Annotated in this window: 20 protein-coding genes; 12 read left to right on the forward strand and 8 right to left on the reverse strand. The window is 40.8% G+C overall.

Going from position 1 to position 16,759, the window contains the following annotated elements; genetic code table 11:
• Positions 1-50: 50 nt before the first annotated feature.
• Entirely contained in the window at positions 51-1,202 is a 1,152-nt protein-coding gene (locus ACFW35_RS00410; RefSeq protein WP_379842953.1) for a GNAT family N-acetyltransferase, read from the reverse strand.
• 216 nt (positions 1,203-1,418) lie between these two features.
• On the opposite strand from ACFW35_RS00410, the gene ACFW35_RS00415 reads away from it, so the two are divergent.
• Positions 1,419-2,117 (forward strand): pseudouridine synthase, encoded by a 699-nt coding sequence (locus tag ACFW35_RS00415; protein ID WP_379842955.1) that lies wholly within the window; start codon positions 1,419-1,421, stop codon positions 2,115-2,117.
• 462 nt (positions 2,118-2,579) lie between these two features.
• Here ACFW35_RS00415 and ACFW35_RS00420 read toward each other — a convergent pair whose 3' ends face one another.
• On the reverse strand, positions 2,580-3,056 hold the full coding sequence (locus tag ACFW35_RS00420) for a glutathione peroxidase (RefSeq protein ID WP_379847337.1): 477 nt from the start codon (positions 3,054-3,056) through the stop codon (positions 2,580-2,582).
• Between the two features lie 112 nt (positions 3,057-3,168).
• Here ACFW35_RS00420 and ACFW35_RS00425 point away from each other — a divergent pair, with 112 nt between their 5' ends.
• From ACFW35_RS00425 to ACFW35_RS00450, 6 genes are all read left to right on the forward strand, one after another.
• On the forward strand, positions 3,169-3,648 hold the full coding sequence (locus ACFW35_RS00425; RefSeq protein ID WP_379842956.1) for an NUDIX hydrolase: 480 nt from the start codon (positions 3,169-3,171) through the stop codon (positions 3,646-3,648).
• 198 nt (positions 3,649-3,846) lie between these two features.
• A complete protein-coding gene (locus ACFW35_RS00430; protein ID WP_379842958.1) occupies positions 3,847-4,194 on the forward strand; it encodes a flagellar basal body rod protein in 348 nt (115 codons plus the stop codon).
• Between the two features lie 27 nt (positions 4,195-4,221).
• Complete coding sequence (locus ACFW35_RS00435; RefSeq protein ID WP_379842960.1) at positions 4,222-4,866, forward strand: PspA/IM30 family protein; 645 nt, start codon at positions 4,222-4,224, stop codon at positions 4,864-4,866.
• A gap of 86 nt (positions 4,867-4,952) precedes the next feature.
• Positions 4,953-5,690 carry a cell wall-active antibiotics response protein LiaF gene (gene liaF / locus ACFW35_RS00440; protein ID WP_379842961.1) on the forward strand — a complete coding sequence of 246 codons (738 nt, stop codon included), beginning with the start codon at positions 4,953-4,955 and terminating at the stop codon, positions 5,688-5,690.
• The gene (locus ACFW35_RS00445) at positions 5,687-6,727 is read left to right on the forward strand and encodes a sensor histidine kinase (RefSeq protein ID WP_379842963.1); all 1,041 of its coding nucleotides are present in this window, start codon (positions 5,687-5,689) and stop codon (positions 6,725-6,727) included. The genes liaF and ACFW35_RS00445 overlap by 4 nt, the downstream gene beginning before the upstream one ends.
• Positions 6,724-7,353 carry a response regulator gene (locus ACFW35_RS00450; protein ID WP_379842964.1) on the forward strand — a complete coding sequence of 210 codons (630 nt, stop codon included), beginning with the start codon at positions 6,724-6,726 and terminating at the stop codon, positions 7,351-7,353. The genes ACFW35_RS00445 and ACFW35_RS00450 overlap by 4 nt, the downstream gene beginning before the upstream one ends.
• Here the strand turns inward: ACFW35_RS00450 and ade are convergent.
• The 6 genes from ade to ACFW35_RS00480 form a co-directional block, all read right to left on the reverse strand.
• A complete protein-coding gene (ade, locus tag ACFW35_RS00455) occupies positions 7,350-9,086 on the reverse strand; it encodes an adenine deaminase (protein ID WP_379842966.1) in 1,737 nt (578 codons plus the stop codon). The genes ACFW35_RS00450 and ade overlap by 4 nt on opposite strands.
• Positions 9,087-9,234: 148 nt before the next feature.
• Entirely contained in the window at positions 9,235-9,432 is a 198-nt protein-coding gene (locus tag ACFW35_RS00460) for a YwbE family protein (RefSeq protein ID WP_130292825.1), read from the reverse strand.
• Positions 9,429-9,605 carry a hypothetical protein gene (locus ACFW35_RS00465; RefSeq protein ID WP_165389308.1) on the reverse strand — a complete coding sequence of 59 codons (177 nt, stop codon included), beginning with the start codon at positions 9,603-9,605 and terminating at the stop codon, positions 9,429-9,431. Before ACFW35_RS00465 ends, ACFW35_RS00460 begins: the two co-directional genes overlap by 4 nt.
• A 16-nt stretch (positions 9,606-9,621) precedes the next feature.
• Positions 9,622-10,116: a hypothetical protein gene (locus ACFW35_RS00470; RefSeq protein WP_379842968.1), complete on the reverse strand. Its 495-nt coding sequence runs from the start codon at positions 10,114-10,116 to the stop codon at positions 9,622-9,624.
• A 278-nt stretch (positions 10,117-10,394) separates the two neighbouring features.
• Positions 10,395-11,789, reverse strand: coding sequence for a dipeptidase (locus ACFW35_RS00475; RefSeq protein ID WP_379842969.1), 1,395 nt, complete (start codon positions 11,787-11,789; stop codon positions 10,395-10,397).
• A gap of 22 nt (positions 11,790-11,811) precedes the next feature.
• Positions 11,812-12,279 (reverse strand): hypothetical protein, encoded by a 468-nt coding sequence (locus ACFW35_RS00480; protein WP_379842971.1) that lies wholly within the window; start codon positions 12,277-12,279, stop codon positions 11,812-11,814.
• Positions 12,280-12,396: 117 nt separating this feature from the next.
• On the opposite strand from ACFW35_RS00480, the gene proC reads away from it, so the two are divergent.
• The 5 genes from proC to ACFW35_RS00505 all read left to right on the forward strand — a co-directional run bounded on the left by proC (position 12,397) and on the right by ACFW35_RS00505 (position 16,706).
• Entirely contained in the window at positions 12,397-13,206 is an 810-nt protein-coding gene (gene proC, locus ACFW35_RS00485; protein ID WP_379842972.1) for a pyrroline-5-carboxylate reductase, read from the forward strand.
• Complete coding sequence (locus tag ACFW35_RS00490) at positions 13,206-14,321, forward strand: DEAD/DEAH box helicase (protein ID WP_379842974.1); 1,116 nt, start codon at positions 13,206-13,208, stop codon at positions 14,319-14,321. The genes proC and ACFW35_RS00490 overlap by 1 nt, the downstream gene beginning before the upstream one ends.
• A 95-nt stretch (positions 14,322-14,416) precedes the next feature.
• Positions 14,417-14,995 carry a hypothetical protein gene (locus ACFW35_RS00495; protein WP_379842976.1) on the forward strand — a complete coding sequence of 193 codons (579 nt, stop codon included), beginning with the start codon at positions 14,417-14,419 and terminating at the stop codon, positions 14,993-14,995.
• A gap of 2 nt (positions 14,996-14,997) precedes the next feature.
• Positions 14,998-15,429: a hypothetical protein gene (locus ACFW35_RS00500; protein ID WP_379842977.1), complete on the forward strand. Its 432-nt coding sequence runs from the start codon at positions 14,998-15,000 to the stop codon at positions 15,427-15,429.
• Between the two features lie 173 nt (positions 15,430-15,602).
• Complete coding sequence (locus ACFW35_RS00505; protein ID WP_066294247.1) at positions 15,603-16,706, forward strand: fatty acid desaturase family protein; 1,104 nt, start codon at positions 15,603-15,605, stop codon at positions 16,704-16,706.
• Positions 16,707-16,759 lie beyond the last annotated feature (53 nt).

Genomic DNA, 16,759 nt, shown 5'->3' on the forward strand with positions numbered 1-16,759 from the left:
CAAATATGAAAAAGCCCCATCCTATTCTGGAGGATGAGGCGAGAATGTTATTAAAAGAAATCAATAAAGGCTGCAGGAAGCTTTGTGATGCACTGTTCGAGTTTGATAACGTCTTCCTTTTTACCTTTAATCTTGCCGCATTCATGTAAAAAGGCAGGTTTTTGAGATCCTAGAAAGACTGCAGTCAGAGTTTGTACCTCCATACTGAGCTTACCTATCTCGCTTGCTGGTTCAGAAGCAATTCTATTTTGAGAAATGAAATAGGTTCTGTTATTCCACTCTGCTTTTTCATCGGTAACCGAAATAGATAGAGGAGACTCTATTGTTTTAAATGGATACTGTTTTAAAAATCCTTCAACATCCACAATTCGAGCCATAAAGTAAGGAAAATGCTCTTGATGAATCCTTGGGTTATTCAATAAATAAGGAAGCTGGTCATGTGCTGGTGCAACGATTTTCACTTTATCAACCATTGAATCATGCTGACAGATAAAGTTCCATAGTGCTCGTCTGGCGTCTTCAGTTACATACACAAACTCTTGAACATCCAGCAGTTTGTCTGCAGCCTTACAGCATAAATAGCCTTGAGGCTCTCCCTTTTCATCTTTGTAGACGATTCGGTTATATCCATCTGTGAATACGTGATTATTCCACCAATAGTCAGGACGAATCAATAAATGATTGTATTTTGCAAACCATTTTTCATAAACCGAATTTAAAAGGGAGTTCCCTTCTTCTTGTTTGAGCCTGAATACCCCGCCTGGAATATCTTCATAACGATATAAATCATTTTTTTCGATTGTATACTTATTAACTGAAGCTGTCAGTTCCCATCCGAACTTGCGATAAAAGGAAATGTTAAAGGGGTGCAGCAAGCTGATCGTCTGGCCATTCTCCTTCATCGCCAAAAGTGCTTTATTAAGCAGGCGTGTTACAGAACCTTTTCTTCTATGTTCTGGCCATGTAGCAACTCCCGCTAATCCCCCCATGGCGAATCGACAATTTTCTATGATTATTTCCAGGGAAAGAATATGCACCTTCGATATTAATTCTTCGTTTTCAAATTCTCCCCAAATTTCATGTCGCTTCAGCATCTCATATCGTTTAGGCAGATCCTCTTTTTTTACTTTGTATTGAAATGCGTATTCAGAGAGTTGGATAGCTTTATCAAATTCTTCTTCTTTTATTTTTCGTAATTGCATACTGTACAGCCTCCCATTCACTCTATATTTTACAAGTTTAAGTAGATATTTGGAAAGTTATTTATAGTAATATTCTGATAACAAGCGTTGTCCGTGATAGGATATTTATAATTAGAGAAAAATATTGGATATTTATAAAAAGTATCGAAAATATATTCAAACACAGTTATAATTATAAACTGTTGTGCATAAAGCAACGACAAAGTGAGGACATTCATGCGAATTCATAAATATATTAGTTTAACAGGATATTGTTCCAGGCGGGAAGTTAAGCGTCTTTTAGAAAACGGCCGTATTACGGTGAATGGCGTTGTTTGCAATAAAGATACAGAAGTAGATGAAGGCGATACGGTACTAATCGATCATAAGCCCATTCCTAGAAAAAAAATTTCTATATATCTCGCTTTTAATAAACCAGTTGGCATTACATGTACAGCTAACCCTGAGATAAAAGGAAATATTCTGGAGTGTGTAAATGTGTCTGAACGAGTTTTTCCGGTTGGACGATTAGATAAAGCCTCTCAAGGATTGATTCTGCTTACAAATGACGGGGAGCTTGCAAATCGTATCTCCCAATCTGACTTTAGGCATGAAAAAGAGTATGAAGTGACTCTAAATCAGCCTGTAACGGAGCTTTTTCTTCAAAAAATGGCAGAGGGTGTTCCTGTTCTTAACACAATAACAAGGCCGGCAAAAATAAAGTTTGTCAGTAAATATGTGTTTCGAATAACTCTGACTCAAGGATTGAATCGTCAGATCAGAAGAATGTGCAAGGCACTTGGATATGAAGTAGAGAAACTTGAACGCATACGTATAATGAATATACATCTTCATACATTGGCAGCTGGAAAGTGGAGAGAACTTAAGCCTGACGAGCTTTTAGTGTTAAAAGAGGGCTTAGATCTTCTAAAATAACGGGAAATATTCTACGTTTATCGTATACATTTCTATAGTCTTTAGATTATTTATAAATTTCGAAAACTATCATAAACTCATATACTTGGCTCTTGAAAGTGGTTAATTTCCGTTCCAGGATGCTCGCTTTCCGCGGGGCGTGCGGTGAGCCACGAAAGTACTGCTCCTGCGTCTGCGAGAAAATTCTGCTGAAGCGGGCTTCCTCGTCGCATGCCTTACGAGAAGAATACTCAGGTAGCTGGCACGCTGATCCCGTAGGACAAGGAAGGCTTCGACAGCGTTACATCGCAGGAAGAAAATGTGATTTTTCATTTTCGAGGAGTCTCACACCTTGCTCTCCAATCAACTTACCAATGAAGAGAAGAAAAGTATGACCCAAAAGCAACAATCTTTTTAGAGAAAAGTCTTTTTAAAAAAAGAAGAAGCTGTTCAGAGGAATCTTCCTTTGAACAGCTTTTTTTCTTACAACAAATCTTGTATATCTTTTTCGATGGTTTCAGGTTTGTCAGTTGGTGCATACCGTTTTACCACACGGCCTTCGCGATCTACAAGGAACTTTGTGAAATTCCACTTTATTGCTTTGGAACCTAGAATGCCTGGTGCTTCAGTCGATAAATGTTTAAAAAGAGGATGTGCATCGTCTCCATTCACGTTCACTTTCGCAAACATTGGGAAGTTTACTCCGTAGTTCAACTCACAAAACTCTTGTATTTCATCGCTTGTCCCAGGCTCTTGTGCACCAAATTGGTTACAAGGAAATCCAAGAATAGTGAATCCCTTATTCTTATTTGCCTCATAGATTGATTGAAGCCCTTGATATTGCGGCGTAAAACCGCACTTGCTTGCCGTATTTACAATCAATATGACATTGCCTTTATAAGACTCGAGACTTGTTTGATCACCTTTTATCGTTTCAACAGGAAAATCATAGATTGACATTTTAACGTCTCCTTTTCGTTTCATATCTTTTAGTTTAACGGTATTTGAAATGGCTTTCATGAAAAATGCTCTTAATGGTAGAATAAGGATACATAAAAGGGGGATGGGAAAAATGGATGCAGTGTTTCATGTGGAACATCAAGTCTTTAACTACCGAGTAGCAGGGGTTTTAATACAAGATGGACATGTATTAATTCACCGTTCAAAGTTAGAATCACACTGGTCATTGCCCGGTGGCAGGGTAAAGCTGGGAGAAGATGCGAGAACTAGCTTGAAGCGTGAGATGGTAGAGGAATTAGCATTAGATGTGGAACCTCTAAATCACCTTTGTACGATTGAAAACTTTTTTACATACAACGGAAAAGACATTCATGAAGTTGGACTTTACTTTGATATGAAGACTCGAAATCCTATATCTCTTCATAATGGGGAAGAATTTACGGTCGAAGAGGCAGAAAGACTTGTATTTAAATGGATTCCTTTGAAAGACCTCACAGCTTATAAATTGTATCCAGAAGTATTAAAAAACAAATTAATGACGGGTTCTCTTGAGTCAGATTATTTTTTTGTAAATGATCTGCAGAATGTATAAGAAAATAATAAACAGTGTTTAAACGAATAAAGAGAGGCGGCTGTATGAGAGCTGCTTCTCTTTTTTTGTTTTGTGGATGGGGACAGACCCGGGTCTGTCCCCACCTAAGCCTCAAGTCTTATTGGAAAATACAGCCAAGGTCAGTTTTGGGAAATCTTGCATCGAGGTAAGCTAAAGATACGAAAGGAGGCAGCCGCTATGAAAAAATTAGGCTTGCTTGTTGTAGGAGGAATTGCTGCTATCGTATTGATAGCTAACTTAGGTCCGATGGTTGGACTCGCGATCGGTCTTGCTGTTATGTACTACACGTATAAAAAATGCATAACTGCAGAAACCGGCGGTAAGAAATTTTGGTGGGGAGCACTTTCCGTTATTGGACTTTGTGTATCCGTAGCAAACATCCCTGCGATTTTAGGTGCAGTTGCCATTTATGTACTCTATGTGGTGTACAAAAAATGGAACGAAAAAGAATCTATGGATGAGCACACAGAAAATGATCCATTCACAAACTTTGAAAAAGAATGGGCAAAACTTAAAAACAGCTAAAAAACAATCAAAAAGGAGCTAACAAAAATGAACTTATTTGAAAGAATCAAAAACTCTATCTCAGCAGATGTTCACGAACTTTTAGATCAAAAGGAGGAAAAGAATCCTCTTTCTCTCTTGAATCAATATTTAAGACAATGCGAGCAAGAGGTGAACAAGGCGCGTAAGCTTGTTGAGCGCCAGCAGCTTTTAAAAGATCAATTTGTTCGTGAAATTCAAGAAGCAGAAGCAAAAGCATCTAAGCGCAGTCACCAGGCAGAATTAGCTCAACAAGCTAATGAACATGAGCTTTACCAGTTTTCTATTACTGAGAAAGAGCAGCATGAAACGCGTATAAGCAAACTTAAGGAATCAGCAGCTCAAACAGAAAAAGATCTAACAGAGCTTGAGCAAAAATATGAACAAATGAAACATAAGCTGAAGGATATGCAAATTAAACGTATGGAATTAATGGGTCGTGAGAATGTAGCTAGAGCTCACCGAAAGATGGATCGTGTAATTGAGCCTGCTAATGTGTTGAAGAATACAGCTTTCAAATTTGATGAGCTTGAAAATTACATGGACCGTCTTGAGCAGAAAGTAAACGCTGATTATTATGCGAGCTCTATGGAAGCAAAACTCGCAAAGTTAGAAAAAGATTGGAAAAAAGAAGTAACTCCTACTACCGTTTAATGCAGTATATGATACGATTATGAAAGACAGAGGCGCATATTTACTGCGCCTTTTACGCCGTTTAATGACAGACAGAAAGTGAGTGAATGCAGATGCCGATTAGGAAGAAAAATGATTTTATCAGCTGGATGCTTTTAATTGCATGTGTCATGGTGCTTTTAGAAGCAACTATTAATGGAGAGGGTATTGTATTCACTCTTATCATCTGTGCAGCCCTTATGTATTTTGGCCGTAAAAGAATGCCGAAACGTTCAGGGAAAGTCATGTTCTGGGCTGGAGTAGTCATAGCCATCATTACGATCTTAAGCATGTATACGTTTAAATTAATTTTAGTTGCACTAGTGGTCTATATCATTGTGCAATTCTATCAATCTAAACAGAATCCGTTTGTTATTAAACCGCAAGTGAATGATCAAGTAACCCATTCATCAGAAGATTTATATAAGAAAGAATCTCTTTTGAAAAATATCGCTTTTGGAACGCAGCAGACACCTGATCATGTCTATGAATGGAACGATATTAACATTCAATGCGGTGCAGGGGATACAATTATAGATTTGAGTGAAACTCTTTTGCCTTCAGGGGAATCTGTTATTTTTATTCGTGGACTCATTGGCAATATTACAATTTACGTTCCTTATGAGATAGAAGTAGCTGTAAAACATTCTGTCATTGCAGGCAATTCGGTGATCTTTGATTATCAGGATTCCAAGATGTTTAATCAGGCGGTATCGTATCGAACAAAGAACTACAATGAAACTGAGAAAAAAGTAAAAATCATGACAAGCTTATTTGCGGGAAGCTTGGAGGTGAAGCGGGTATGAGTACCGTTTTGCGCCATATGTTTTCTGGTATCTCGTTAGCCTTTGCCATAACCATTCTTTTAGGCTCTGTCGTGTATACACTTTTTCCTATCAGCGATTGGAATTTTTTGCTGGAAGAACAATTGCTAGACTTTCCAATAGCGTTTGTGGTTCCATTTCTCGTCTTTATCATGGGAGCATTTTTCGGATTGAATTCTGGCATCTCGGCTCGAAAGCAATTAAACCTCATAGACCGGACGTTAAAGTCGATTGAAGACGGCAGGCAAGTCAATATGAAAGAAGTTTCGACCCTGGAGTTAAAAGCGATCACGAAACGCATGGAGGGTATTCAGCAACAATTAGGGGAAAAGATCCGCCAGTCACAAAAAATGGCGACAGAGAAGGCGGTTGATCAGGAGAAACGCATTCAGGAGATCATTTCTCAAGAAAGAAACCGTTTGGCTAGAGAGCTGCATGATTCTGTTTCTCAGCAGCTTTTTGCGGCAAGTATGATCATGTCTGCCGTAAATGAAGTGCGGGAAGAATCAGAGACGCGTGAATCTAAGCAATTAAAGCTCGTTGAAGAGACCATTCACCAGACACAGCTAGAGATGAGAGCTCTACTCTTGCATCTGCGCCCTGCTGCACTAAACGGAAAATCACTCCAAAAAGGGATGGAAGAACTGCTGCAAGAGCTTTTGCAAAAAGTTCCGATCGAACTGAAGTGGAAGATCGAAACCATTCCTCTTGATAAAGGAGTAGAAGATCATCTGTTTCGTATTTTACAAGAGTCTGTGTCTAATATTCTCAGGCATGCACAGGCAAATAAAGCGCAAATCCTGCTTGTCCAGCGAGATGATCTAATCATTCTGCGCATAGAGGATGATGGTATTGGCTTTAAAATGGAACAGGAAAAAACCGGTTCATATGGACTTCAGAATATGCATGAACGGGCTGCTGAAATTGGCGGCACGCTTAAAATAGTGAGTTTGCCAGGCGAAGGGACGCGTCTTGAAGTTAAAGTTCCGATTTTATCAGCGGGAGAGGAAAAAGCATGATAAAAGTATTGTTAGTTGATGATCACGAAATGGTCCGAATTGGGGTTTCCGCTTATCTTTCTGCACAGCCGGATATAGAAGTAACTGCTGAGGCTGAAAATGGGAAGATTGCCGTTGAGAAAGCTATAGAAATGAAACCGGATATCATTTTAATGGATCTTGTGATGGACGAAATGGACGGAATTGAAGCCACCCGTTTGATTACACAATCTTGGCCAGAAGCGAGGATTATCGTGGTAACGAGCTTTTTAGATGATGAAAAAGTGTATCCTGCACTCGAAGCAGGTGCCTCGAGTTATATGCTGAAAACATCGAAAGCAAGTGATATTGCGCAGGCCGTTCGCGACACCTATCATGGAAAGTCTGTATTAGAACCTGAAGTAACAGGCAAGATGATGAGCAAGATGAGGCAAAAACAAACGCGCGAGCCACATGAAGAGCTGACTGCGCGCGAGATGGAAATATTATTACTCATGACAAAAGGTAAAACCAATCAGGAGATCGCTGATGACCTGTTTATCGCTCTAAAAACAGTAAAAGTTCACGTGAGTAATATTTTAAGCAAACTAGACGTACAGGATCGTACACAAGCTGTTATTTACGCGTTTAACCACTCGCTTGTTTAATTAGCTTTTACAGAGATATGCTGAAACGTTTTAAAATCAAAAAGTCCTAAGTCGGTGAGTTTAATTTCCGGGATAACAGGCAGTGTCAAAAATGACAGTGTCAGGAACGGATCAAAATCCCCATTAAAACCAAGTTCTTTCAGCTTATCCTTTAAGAGTATGATCTCTTCATTTACTTTTTCAAAAGGGCGGTCTGCCATTAATCCTGAGATCGGAAGCGGTACTGAAGCAAGTATCTTTCCATCTTTAACGATGACATAACCGCCTTGCATATTTTTGATGGCATTTATTGCACATAGCATATCGTGGTCATTCGTTCCTGCCACAACAAGGTTGTGAGAATCATGGGCAACCGTTGAAGCGATCGCACCGTTTTTTAATAAAAGTCCTTTTACAACACCGAGCCCAGTATTTCCTGTTTGATTGTGGCGTTCAATGACTGCCATTTTCAGCAGGTCGTCTTCAGATGATGGTTTAAACTCTCCGTTTTCCACTTTTGCTCGAAGAATCTTCTTTTTTGTAACAAGCTGGTTTGGTATTAGCTCGATCACATGAATATGATCGCCTTCTTCAAGTTTAATAGACAGTTCTTCACCTTGTATCTCATGAATATTTACCGACTTCATTAAGTGTTCTGGAGGGGAGGGAGGAACATCTATTTGGCCAGTGAACGTGCCTTTAGAAGCTACTGAAATCCCCTCCACAAAAACTTCTGAAATCATAATTCCATCTAAATCATCCAGCAAAAGAAAATTAGCTTTATATCCAGGTGATATAGCCCCTTTTTCATGAAGTCCATAGCACTCAGCTGCGTTTATTGTAGCCATTTGAATGGCTTGAAGCGGAGAAATCCCTTCGGAAATCGCGAGTCTTACATTATGATCAACGCTTCCTTCAGCTACAAGATCATCTAGATGTTTATCGTCTGTGCAAAATAAGAAGCGGCGGGCATTTACAGGTGTAACAGCCTTAATGAGTGCTTTTAAATCTTTTGCAACAGATCCCTCGCGTATTAAAACGTACATTCCCCGGCGAATGCGATCGAGTGCTTCCTCTGCCGTCGTGCACTCATGATCAGTTGTGATGAGAGCAGACCTATATACATTAATACCGTTTGCGTCGATTCCAGCTGCATGTCCGTCAATAATAGCGTGATGTCTATCGGCAGAAGCTATCTTCTTAAGCATATCTTCATCCCCTTTAAAAACGGCGGGAAAATCCATTACTTCAGCTAATCCTTTAACACGGGGGTGTTTGTAAAACGGTTCAAGGTCCCGAGCGGTGAGAACAGCTCCAGCATTCTCAAATGGTGTGGCAGGAACAGAGGAAGGGAGCATTACACGAACATCTAACGGCAAACCTTCTGACTGCTCCAGAATAAATGTGAGCCCATCTTTTCCTGAAACGTTCCCGATCTCATGCGGATCTGTTATAACGGTCGTCACTCCATGAGCGAGAAGGACTTTGCTGAATTCAGCAGGAGTTACCATCGATGATTCAATGTGAACATGACCATCTATAAAAGCAGGGCAAATATAGCGGCTGGCAGCATCGATCGTTTCACGCCCTTCATATTCTCCTATTCCAGCAAAAAAGCCATCTACAATAGCTACATCTCCACTAATGATTTCTAGATTAAATACATCAATGATTTTGCCGTTTTTGATGACGATATCTGCTGGAACTCTTTTCGTGCTCACATCAATCCGCTGTTTTAGAAAATCCTGGTCCATAATCTGATCTCCTTAAGAGCAAAATATACCAACTAGTATGCGAAGAATTGCGGTTACTTATTTAGGTTTGATACTCATTTAGTCCTGCTTATTATTTATATAGTATCAAAATAAAAACGGTCCCTGTTGTAGAGACCGTTTTAACAATTTATTCACTTAGTATGTCGATCACACGGCCAACCTGACCGTCCTCTAGTCTTACTTTAATGCCGTGCGGATGATTGGGCGAGTTCGTCAGGATATCTTTAACGATTCCTTTTGTTTTCTTCCCGGAACGCTGATCGGCTTTTAAAATAACATTAACGGGAAGTCCAGGGGTGATGTTGGAGCGTTTGCGATGCATTATACGCCGGTTCTCCGTGCCTGATTGTTCGCTTTTTTCGTTTGCTGATTCTTAAGCTGGTTTGCTACTTTAACAGGACCTTTATGGTGTGATCCACCTGATTGCTGTGCTTTCTTTTCTGCAAGGCGCTGCTTTGCAATTTCTTGAAAGCTTAATTTCTTTTTCTCCTCTGCCATTTTTGTCACCTCTATTTTATTTTTTCTTTTTAAAGTCTGCTTCTTTTAAATAGCCTTCTGCTTCTGCGTATGTTTCAAATGCTGCCTCAAGTGCATCATCCTCATCAAAGATAAACCACATACCATCTTCACCAACAAGTCTGATTTTTTCATGACTGTGGCTAAACCAGTGTTCTTCTTTGCGTTCACCATCATCTGTGCGGTCTTTCTTCGGCTGCTGCCATCCGTGTGTTTTTGAAAGGAACTCCATTGATTCTTTAATAAGCGCGATTAGCTCATCCGCTTCATAGTCACGAATATTTACGTAGCCCTTATCGTTCTTTACACTTTGCGGAAGGTGTCCGCCATATACAAAACCGTTGCCGTTTGGGTGAAGGTGGTATACGACGATTTTTTTGTCCTGTACACTTTCCTCATAGTGAAAATTCAAACGGCCAAGTGACACTTCGTGCATGTCCAGCTCTGGGAAATTCTCTTGAATTAAAGCAACTTTATCTTCAAATGAAAGCATATTTTATACTCTCCGTTTCTTTTATTGTGATTGGTTGATTATATCATACCGAATAAAGAAAACGAAAATACCTAATCCTCTTTCAAAATGAGCTTGTGCGTGAAACGTCAGGAATTTGGCGTGGAACAAGTTACATTCTGCGTGAAACGAACCCTCGATGGCGTGGAACTCCCCGTTTTTTGTGCGAACGTGTAATAAATATAAGAACATGTACCGTAAAAAAAGGCTAAACTCAAAAGAATTCCGAGTCCAGCCATTTCTTTACTATCAATAAATTATCATAGTGCAGATGGTTCTTTCTTGATAGATCTCTCCAGTTCAAACCAATACTCGGCAAGGGTTTCCATCCCTTTATCGAAGTTTTCAAGATGGAAGTGTTCGTTCGGTGCATGGAAGTTCTCTGTTGAGAGACCGAAGCCCATCAAAACAACAGGGATGTTTAACATTTGATCGAACGTGGCTACGATTGGAATGGATCCTCCGCCGCGAGTGAAGGCTGTCGGAACGCCATACACTTTTTCATAAGAACGTGCAGCTGCCTGAATGGCAGGATGGTCAAACGGTGTTACATAAGGTGCTCCTTTATCAAAAAGAGTAACCTTAACGTCAATGCCAACAGGCTTATGCTTTTCAATGTGAGCCTTTACTTTTTCAATGATCTCGTCCGGCTCCTGGTTTGGTACGAGGCGGCAGCTGATTTTCGCATGAGCTTCTGCAGGGATAACCGTCTTGATGCCTTCACCCTGGAAGCCTCCCCAGATACCGTTAAGCTCCAGCGTCGGGCGAGCCCATGTGCGTTCGATGTGAGAATAGCCTTCCTCACCTGTAAGTTCTGTCACGCCAAGCTGCTGTTTAAGTGCTTCTTCTGTTAGCGGAAGAGCACGGAACGCTTCTCTTTCTTCCTCATTTAGCTCTTGAACGTTATCGTAAAAGCCATCAACTAAAATACGTCCGTTCTCATCACGGAAGGATTGCAGAAGCCCAGTAATCGCATGCAAAGGATTTTGAACCGCTCCGCCATAGAGACCAGAGTGAAGGTCGCTGTTTGGTCCTGTTACGTCAACCTGCATCGCGCACATGCCGCGCAGACCGTAGCAGATCGCAGGCTTTCCGCGGTCAAGCATCCCTGTATCAGAGATCACGATCACATCGGCTGCTAAAAGTTCTTTGTTGTTTTCAATAAACTTCGGAAGGCTCGGGCTGCCGATTTCTTCTTCTCCTTCGATACAAAACTTAAAGTTAAGAGGAAGTGTTCCTTTTGTTTCTAAAATAGCCTGCAAAACTTTTAAATGCATGAACGTTTGGCCTTTATCGTCAGATGCACCGCGCGCATAAAGTTTGTTGTCTCGAATCGTTGCTTCATAAGGAGGCGTCTCCCAAAGCTCAAGCGGATCAACAGGCTGAACATCATAATGTCCATAAACGAGCACAGTCGGTTTTCCTTCTGCTTTCAGCCAATCCGCATAAACAACAGGGTGTCCATCTGTCTCGTGAATTTCTACGTTATTCATCCCGATTTTAGAAAGTTCGTCTGCGATCCATTCAGCACCTTTTCGAACGTCTTCTTTATGTTCAGGCAGTGCGCTAACACTTGGTACAGCAAGCCAGTCCGTTAACTCTTTTAAATGGGTATCGCGATTTTCTTTTAAATAGCTCGTAATCTGTTCTGTCATCTAAAGTCCTCCTTATGTATGGTTACGCTTTACTTCTTAGTTTAATAGAGTTCAGCTCGGAAATGAAATATTCTTTACCGTCTTTTTTAGCGATGTTTTCAGCAGAGTTAGACGCAAGTGAAAAGTACTCCTCCATCTTCGCTTCTTCCCCTTTAACCATATACGCCCGGGCAACAGCTTCATAGGCAAATGCTAAGTCAAAATCTCCGAAGTTGTTTTGAAGACAGAGATCCAGAGATTGTTCACCATGAAGCAATGCTGAATCACCCATTTTTAACAGATAATAGACTCTAGAAATCTGCCATTCTCCACGTGCATAGTTCAGCGGGGTTCCAGCTAAACCCCAATGAAAACGGGAAGCGTGCGCAGTATGGATCATCTCGAAATCTTCCTCTTTCGTACGTTCTTTCTTTTCGATGAGATCCCATGTTTTATTAAAATTTTCTACAGCTTGTTTGCGATGCCATTCATCTTTTGTAAACTTGTCCATCCATTTCACACACCTTATGTATTTGTGGTTTACTAAAGGTAAAGCTAACGATAAAGGTATTCTGTATAAGTGAACATTTCCCTCTTAAAAGTTTAGATAGAAAGAAGTGTAGGCGCATTGAATAAAAAAATAGGTTTCATTGGTTTTGGAAAAATGGCACAGGCGATGGCAGGCGGCATGATCCATTCTGGATTAGTCCAAGCGGATCAGATTATGGCAAGCATGCGTACGGAGAAATCAAGAACACTTGCAGTCGAACAGTTCGGAATAGAAGTATCAGCGTCTAACCGTGATATAGCGGCATTCGCAGACGTTTTGTTCCTGGCGGTAGCTCCTTATACTTATTTTGAAGTGATAAAAGAAATAAAAGAAGACATCAAACCTGATGTGATTATAATTACCGTTGCAGCTGGTATTACAACATCAGATGTAGAGAACGGGTTCGGTAAAAAGGTAAAAGTGATTCGTACGATGCCGAATACGCCTTCCCTTGTAGGAGCGGGTATGACCGCTGTTTCGGTGAACAGCGAAATTACAGATGAAGATCTGGTATCAGCCGAAAAATTATTAAGCAGCTTTGGAAAAGTAGAGATTATTGCCGAATCGCAAATGGATGCAATCCCTGCGATCAGCGGTTCTTCGCCTGCGTATGTTTATATGATGATTGAAGCGATGGCAGATGGCGGGGTAAGGCAGGGTCTCTCGCGTGATCAGTCCTACCGTTTGGCAGCTCAGGCCGTCCTGGGAGCAGCACAGATGGTTCTTGAGACAGGAAAGCACCCTGGCGAGTTAAAGGATCAAGTGACATCACCAGGCGGGGCAACGATCGCTGCGGTTTCAACTCTGGAACAAGAACGCTTCCGAGGGGCAATATTAGCTGCGATGGATAGCTGTACAGCGAAAGTAAAAGAATTGGGGAAAAAATAATGAGCTTTAAAGAATTAGGCATATCAGATACTCTTGTAGATGTTTTATTACAGAACGGAATAGGGGAACCTACACCGATTCAAAAAGAGACGATCCCCATTATTTTAGATGGAAAAGATGTTGTTGGGCAGGCACAGACAGGAACGGGGAAAACACTTGCCTTTGTGCTGCCGATACTTCAAAAAATAGATAGTGAGAATCCCTTCATCCAAGGTTTGATTGTAGCTCCAACTAGAGAGCTTGCCATTCAGATTACAGCGGAAGTTAGAAAGCTGACAGAGCCCCTGAATGAGATTAACGTCCTTGCCGTTTACGGGGGACAGGATGTTATCGCACAGATGCACAAACTGGAAGGGAAGGTGCATCTTGTAGTAGGGACGCCGGGCAGACTGCTTGATCACATTCGCCGTGAAACGATTGATTTATCTAAAGTCTCAACATTTGTGCTTGATGAAGCCGATCAGATGCTGCATATCGGCTTCTTAACAGACATTGAGGACATCATGGAACAAGTACCAGAATCTCGCCAGACCTTGCTTTTTTCAGCAACGATGCCAGATGAAGTGAAGAAGCTCGCTCAGACTTACACAAAAAATCCGTTGGATATTCACATTAAAACGAAACAGATTACGCTGAAGGAAATCCGGCAGCGTATTGTTGAAACGACGGATCGAGGAAAGCAGAACGATCTCGTTCAAACCATCCGATTATTGCGCCCTTATTTGGCTATTATATTTTGCAGGACAAAGCGGAGGGTAAGCAAATTAAATGAGGCGCTGCAAAATATGGGGTATAACTCTGATGAACTGCATGGCGACCTTTCACAAGCGAAAAGAGAAGATGTCATGAAACGTTTCCGAGAAGGAGAAATTCAGTTTCTTGTGGCAACAGACGTGGCAGCTCGCGGTTTGGACGTAGAAGGTGTTACACATGTTTTTAACTATGATATCGCCCTTGATACGGAAAGCTACATTCATAGAATCGGCAGAACCGGACGTGCGGGTGGAAAAGGATTAGCTGTAACGTTTGTGGCACAAAAGGATCGCAGGTTGCTTCAGATGATCGAACGAGAGACGGATCAGAGATTAAAAGCTCTGAAACTAGAATATTTATAGAATTTATACATTAAATCCACCTTCATAAAAAGAAAGTAAACCCATATTATGGAATATACGTGACTGCGTGTATTCTATAAGAATTGGGTGATAGTATGACGGCAAAGAATTTGGTGACGATTTTACTTGGGGCCTGGCTGATTGTTGGTATTTTCGTGGATGGGTTTGCTCATACGCATAATAAGCCAGAGACCTTCTTTTCACCTTGGCACGCAATTTTGTACTCAGGATTTTTAGCAACAGCTCTTTGGATGTTTTGGATTACATATCAGAATGCCAAGAAGTTAGGTGTGCCTTTTAAGAAAGGGATTCCAAATGGTTATGGCCTTGGTATTTTAGGTGTCGTGCTGTTTTTTATTGGCGGTGTTTGTGACATGACATGGCACATCATTTTTGGAATTGAAGAAGATATTGCGGCACTTCTTAGTCCTTCACACCTTTTATTGCTTGTTGGTGTACTATTAATCATTACAAGTCCTTATAGGATGGGTGAAAAAGAATTAAAGAATAGCCCAAGTTTTAAAGAGTTCTTTTCGACTCTGCTCTCTTACACACTATCAGTAGCTGTTTTGAGCTTTTTTATATGTACACGTGGGCGTTTAACCATGGCTGGGTCGCGGCGAAAGCGACGGCTCTTTTTAGTACAGATGAAGCTGCCTTTCAAAATATCATAAGAATGGGCATAAGCAACACGATAATTACGACAACTTTTTTAATGGTTCCTGTTTATTTCTTGCTGAAAAGATGGACACTGCCGTTTGGCTCTATCACACTTTTGTATACGGTCAATTTTGTCCTGATGACAATTATAAGAGGTTTTGAGAATGCTGAAGTAATAGGTATTGGGGTTGTTGCAGGGCTGCTTGCGGATATATTCATTCAGCAAAAGAAATTTAATGTCCTAGCTGTTGTTCTCCCTCTTTTTATCTGGGTAGTTTTTTATGTCGGAATCGCTATTTTTGAAGGCATGGGCTGGGATCCTGAACTGTGGACGGGTGCAATTGTATTGAGCACCATCTGGTCATTTATTCTGCACTATATGATTAGAGTTCCGGAAAGAGAAGCGGATCGGCAATCAACACATTTTAAAGAAAAAAATGTGATTTAACTAGTAATAAATTTATTAAAAACGGGTAATCCTTCAGGGGGACCCGTTTTTTTGTGGGTATATAATACCAACTATTATTACCTGGTAATAAAAATGGTTGCTTCATAAAATAAACCTTGTTACGATGATGAAGTACAAGAATCAAAAGAGTCAGATTTAGAGGAGTTGAGCAAATGAAAGATCTACAATCGTTTGGCTGGTATGCAGCAAAAATTGCTCCCAAGCTGCCGAAAGAGGCTTTCAAACCGGTACCATCACGGTTATGGGGAGGACTTGTCTACTTATTGATTGCAATCGCCGGTATTTTGGTTATCGGTTTATTAAATAATCTGCATCCTTGGTTAGGAATTGGTATTGCCGTAATTTTGGGGACATGTTTCGCAGGGATGGGCTTTTTAGGACATGAGATCTTGCACGGAACTGTAATTCGCAAGCCTTGGCTGCGTGACTTTTTAGGAGCTGTGGCATTCTGGCCGTTAAGTGTTGGACCAAAGCTTTGGCGTAAATGGCATAACACAACACATCATGTTCACACACAAGAGGACGGGGAAGACCCTGATGCGTGGCCGACATTAGAAAACTTGTCACATAAGCCACTCTTACAAAAAGTGTACAAGCTACCAATGTGGATGCGTTCCATTGTAAGTTTTGCTTTTCTATCGATTTCATTTACAACGCATGGACTTTTCATGTTCAAGCGCTTTATTAAGGAATTTAAACCAAGCAAACGTCCCTCTGTATGGCTTCAGCTATTACTGCCTTGGGCAACGTGGCTAGGACTCTTAGTATGGCTTGGCCCTGTTAAATGGTTCTTTGCGGTATTGCTTCCGCTATTAATTGCGAATGCGATTGTAATGAGCTATATTTCAACAAACCATCGTCTTAATCCAATGACTGACGTGAACGATCCGCTGGCAAACAGCTTAACGGTTACCGTTCCGAAATGGGTGGACGTGCTTCATTTTAATTTCTCTTATCATACGGAACATCATTTGTTCCCGGGTATGAGTCCAAAATATTATCCGCTCGTTAAGAAGCATATTAAAGAAATGTGGCCTGAACGCTATCACGAAATGCCGCATTGGAAAGCATTAGTGACGTTATGGAAAACTCCTCGTGTATACTTCAATCAGCATCAATTCGTAGATCCTGCACCAGGCAATTTATATCAATCGCTTGGACATGGTCTGGATCCTGACCGTATATCTTATCAAAAAGGCGAAGCATCAGATCGAGAAATGAATTCTCCAAAAGGAACTCCGAAAAGCATCCATTAATTTGGGTGCTTTTTTCTTTTTCCAATTAACTGTAAAACTCATTTATAATGAAT

The sequence above is a fragment of the Fictibacillus sp. NPDC058756 genome (genome assembly GCF_042746035.1).
GTDB lineage: Bacteria > Bacillota > Bacilli > Bacillales > Fictibacillaceae > Fictibacillus.